Source organism: Acidovorax sp. KPB24-07, assembly GCF_057543315.1.
On sequence record NZ_BAAJYS010000285.1, the window covers coordinates 1 to 4,353 of the forward strand.

Sequence of the window (4,353 nt, forward strand, 5' to 3'; positions counted from 1 at the left end):
CGCCCGGACCGGGGCTCAAACCCGCGCCTCCACCGGTCCGGCGGCATGCGGGCCCGCCAGCGTGATCCAGGTCAGCGCCACGCCCACCAGCGCGCCTGCGGCCATGCCGATCACCATGGGCAAGGGCTGTCCGTTGGCGAACACGCCCACGATGCCCATGGCCGCCGCGCCCGTCAGCATCTGCAGCGTGCCCAGCAGGGCCGAGGCGGTGCCGGCGATGGCGCCGTGCTGCTCCAGCGCCAGCACCAACGTGGTGGGAATCACCAGCCCCATGAAGGCGCTGGACACGAAATACAGCGCGATCAGCACCGCCAGCTGGTCACCGCCCAGCAGGTAGTAGGCCAGCAGCAGCACCATGACCACGCCCGCCGCGCTGGCCGCCACCTTGACGAGTGGCACCAGGCCAAACCGCTGGCCCAGCAGGCCGGTGAACTGGGACGAGCCGATGAAGGCCGCCGCGTTCAGCGAGAACGCCAGGCTGTACTGCGTGGGTGTGAGCCCGTAGTGGTTGATGAGCACAAACGGCGAGCCCGCCAGGTAGACAAAGAACCCCGACATGGCGCAGCCGCCGATGAAGACCAGGCCCAGGTAATGGCGATCGCGCAGCAGGAGCCCGTAAGCCCGCAGGGCGCTGCCCAGGCTGCTTTCCACCCGGTCGGCAGCGGGACGCGTCTCGCGCAGCGCGCCATAGACCAGCGCCAGCCCCGCGATGGCGGCCACCGCCACCACCCAGAACACGCCGCGCCAGCCGGTGAGCGCGATGACGCCGCTGCCCGCGAGCGGCGCGAGGATAGGCGACACGCTGAACACCAGCATCAGCAGCGCCATCAGGCGCGCGGCATCGGTGCCGGTATGCAGATCGCGCACCACGGCGCGCGGAATGGCCATTCCGGCTGCGGCGCCCAGGCCCTGCAGGAAGCGCAACGCCACCAGCGTCTCGATCTCGGTCGCGAGGGCGCAACCCACGCTCGCCGCGGTGAACAGCAGCAGACCGAAATACAGCGGCGGCTTGCGCCCCACCATGTCGGATACGGGGCCGTAGAACAGCTGCCCCGCCCCCAGCGCCAGGAAGAACGCCGTCAGGCTCCACTGCACGGCGCCGACCTGCGCGCCCAGGCTGCGCCCGATGTCGGGAAGCGCCGGCAGGTACATGTCGATGGCAAAGGGGCCGATGGCCGAAAGAAGGCCCAGAACGAGGGCGGCGCGGAGGAAGGGCGAAGGAAACATGGGCCCGATTGTCGCCAACGGCGGCATCCGCCGCTCGGGCGTCCGATTGGCCGGCGGTCGAGCGCGGTCTTGCCCCGGAGCACCCGGCCTATTTGAGGTAGGAGCGCAGCGCCGAGGCCACCGCCGCCACGTCCTGCGCGCGCTGCTGCGCGGGAGCTGCGGGGTCACCCAGGTGCTGAACGATGTGGCCTTCCAGCACCTGCGCCATCAGGCCATTCACCGCGCCGCGAACGGCCGCGATCTGCTGCAGCACCGCCATGCAGTCAGCCTCCTGTTCCAGCGCCCGCTCGAGGGCCGCCGCCTGGCCCTGGATGCGCCGCACGCGGGCCAGCAGCTTCTTTTTTCCGTGGATGGTATGGGCCATGGCCGGATTGTACGAAGGGCTGAAAATATACTGGGGTACAGTATCTTTCACCATGACGGCCATGACCCAAAGCCCTTCCGCCAACGCCCCCCTCGCAGCCGGCTGGCAGCACCCCCATGTCTTCAGCCACGGCAATCCCCTGGCCGAGCGCAACACCCGCTGGGCGGTGGCACTGACGGTCGCCATGATGGTGGCGGAGATCGTCGGCGGCTGGGCCTTCGGCTCAATGGCATTGCTGGCGGACGGCTGGCACATGGGCTCGCATGCCCTGGCGCTGGGGCTGTCCGCCATGGCGTATGCCGCGGCCCGGCGCCACGCGAGCGACGGCCGCTTCGCCTTCGGCACCTGGAAGATCGAGGTGCTGGGTGGTTACACCAGCGCCATCCTCCTGCTGCTCGTGGCCGGGCTCATGGTCTACCAGTCGGTGCAGCGGCTCCTCGCCCCGGCGCCCATCCAGTATGAGCAGGCCGTCTTCACGGCCGCGCTGGGACTGGTGGTCAACCTGGCGTGCGCCTGGCTGCTGCGCGGCGGGCACGCGCATCACGAACATCACGAACACCCTGCGCATGAAGGTCACGGCCACAGCCATGGGATGACGCCAGCCGATCTGAACCTGCGGTCGGCCTACCTGCACGTGGTGGCCGACGCTGCCACATCGGTGCTGGCCATCGCCGCGCTGTGCGGGGGGCTGCTGTGGGGCGCCGACTGGCTCGACCCGGCCGTGGGCCTGCTGGGCGCGGCCCTGGTCGCGGGCTGGGCCTGGGGGCTGCTGCGCGATACCGGGCGGGTGCTGCTGGACGCGGAAATGGACGCGCCCGTGGTGCAGGAAATCCGCGATGCGATCGCCGCCAGCCCCATTCCCGCCAGCGTGTGCGATCTTCACGTGTGGCGCGTCGGGACGGGCCTGTACGCCTGCATCCTGTCGCTGTCCACGGCCCATCCGTCCGTGGCGCCCGACTTCTTCAAGCGCCTGCTGAGCGTGCACGAGGAACTGGTGCACATCTCCGTCGAGGTGAACCGGGCCGACACCTCCGGCCGGCCCCACTGACCCCGCTGCGCACCGACGCGGGCACCCGCGACGGCAACGCCCACGCTCAAAGGTACTTGAGCCAGGCGATGTCGCGCCGCCGCGCCTTGAAGGCCCCAAAGGCTTTCACCGCGGGGTACAGCGCCACGGCCAGGACGGCCGTGCACAGCCAGACGGCCCACATGGCGTCGAACCCGAAATACGTGCCCTGGGTCTCGCCCCACACGGCCACCGCCGCGAGGTAAAGCAGCTTGAGCACGTACAGGTGCAGCAGGTAAAAGAACATGGGCGCGGCACCGAACCCCGCCAACACCCGCAGCCCGGCCCCGGGCCGCGCCCGCTCGAACGCCCGCAGCACCAGCAGGCCGATGCCCAGCGTGAGCGCGATGAACAGCAGCGAAGGCGGATATTTGGTCACGTTGAAAAACGACATCGCGGTGGCCAGGGCCGTGTCGCCCGCAACCCAGGGCTTGTCGCCGTACACGTTCCACCAGCGCAACACGGCAAACCCGGCCAGCAGCCCCGTGCCCCAGGCCAGCAGGCGGCGCTGCCGCGCGCCCGCATCCGTGGACGCCAGGAACCAGGGTCCGGCCGCATAGCCCAGCGCGATCACGCCGATCCAGGGCAGCAGCGGATAGGAAGTGCGCAGGCGCAGCGATTCGCCCACTTCGATCCAGCCGCGGTCGTGCAGCACCGCCCAGGGAATGTGCAGCGCATGGCCGACCGGAAAATGCAGCCCGTCGAGCAGGTTGTGCCCGGCCACGATCGCCACGCCCAGGGCGATCAGCACGGTGCGCGGCAGCCACAGCAGCGCCGCCAGGGCCAGCATGCTCAGGCCGATCACCCAGATCACCTGCAAGTACACCACCTGCGGCGGCCACTGGAAGGTCCAGGCAAAGTTCACCAGCGTGAGTTCCAGCGCGACCAGGAAGCACCCACGCTGGAGCAGGAACACCGAGGTCGCCCCCCGGCCTCCGCCCTGCCGCGAACCATACAGGCAGGCGGACAGCCCCGTGAGGAACACGAACACCGGCGCGCACACGTGGGCCAGCAGCCGGCTCGCGAACAGATCGGGCGAGGTGGCCGCGACGACCATGGGGTCGCTGACCTGGTGGTGCAGGAAAAAGGTTTCGCGCACGTGGTCCAGCAGCATGAACAGGATGACGAGCCCGCGCAGCGCGTCGATGGACTGCAGCCGGGCGGAGGCGGAGCCAGCATGGGGTGGAGGCAGGGAGCGGTCGATGGGCATGGAAGGGGTGGCGCGCGGTGCCTGAATCGCCCTAGGCTGCCGGGCGGCGGGCTGTGGCGGCAGAGGCGATCCGTTGACGGCGAGGGGGCGAAAGGCGCGATTGTGCCCGTTTGGGACAGGCCCGCTGCGATGCGCCTTCCGTCGGATCCAAAAAACAAAGGGGTTTTTTTTGCGCACAGCAATGGGGTCCATCCTGCGACGGTGCAATGGGCACCCGGATCGACAACATGTCAAAGTCCTTTTCCCCTCAGCCTCCTATTAGGCCATGGGCTGACGGACCATGCGCTGGCAGTGCGGCAGTGCGGCAGTGCGGCAGTGCGGCAGTGCGGCATGCACCATTCTTTTGAAAGAGCCACTGTAGGTCGGTCCGCAACGGATGGACACAATCCCACGCAGCCAAGCCGCCATCGCCACCAAAAACCAAAGAAAAAGCCCTCGCAAGCATTGCTTGCGAGGGCTTCCATATGGCGGAGTGGACGGGACTCG

At 69.0% G+C, this 4,353-nt stretch carries 4 protein-coding genes; 1 reads left to right on the forward strand and 3 read right to left on the reverse strand.

Going from position 1 to position 4,353, the window contains the following annotated elements:
• Nucleotides 1-15 precede the first annotated feature (15 nt).
• Complete coding sequence (locus AC27IQ_RS19370; RefSeq protein WP_487090455.1) at nt 16-1,227, reverse strand: multidrug effflux MFS transporter; 1,212 nt, start codon at nt 1,225-1,227, stop codon at nt 16-18.
• Nucleotides 1,228-1,315: 88 nt separating this feature from the next.
• A complete protein-coding gene (locus tag AC27IQ_RS19375; RefSeq protein ID WP_284398650.1) occupies nt 1,316-1,591 on the reverse strand; it encodes a metal/formaldehyde-sensitive transcriptional repressor in 276 nt (91 codons plus the stop codon).
• A gap of 61 nt (nt 1,592-1,652) precedes the next feature.
• Here AC27IQ_RS19375 and dmeF point away from each other — a divergent pair, with 61 nt between their 5' ends.
• Nucleotides 1,653-2,639, forward strand: a complete 987-nt coding sequence (gene dmeF, locus AC27IQ_RS19380) for a CDF family Co(II)/Ni(II) efflux transporter DmeF (protein WP_487090456.1) — start codon at nt 1,653-1,655, stop codon at nt 2,637-2,639.
• A gap of 46 nt (nt 2,640-2,685) precedes the next feature.
• Here the strand turns inward: dmeF and AC27IQ_RS19385 are convergent, their stop codons facing one another.
• Nucleotides 2,686-3,867: an acetyltransferase domain-containing protein gene (locus tag AC27IQ_RS19385; RefSeq protein ID WP_487090457.1), complete on the reverse strand. Its 1,182-nt coding sequence runs from the start codon at nt 3,865-3,867 to the stop codon at nt 2,686-2,688.
• Nucleotides 3,868-4,353 lie beyond the last annotated feature (486 nt).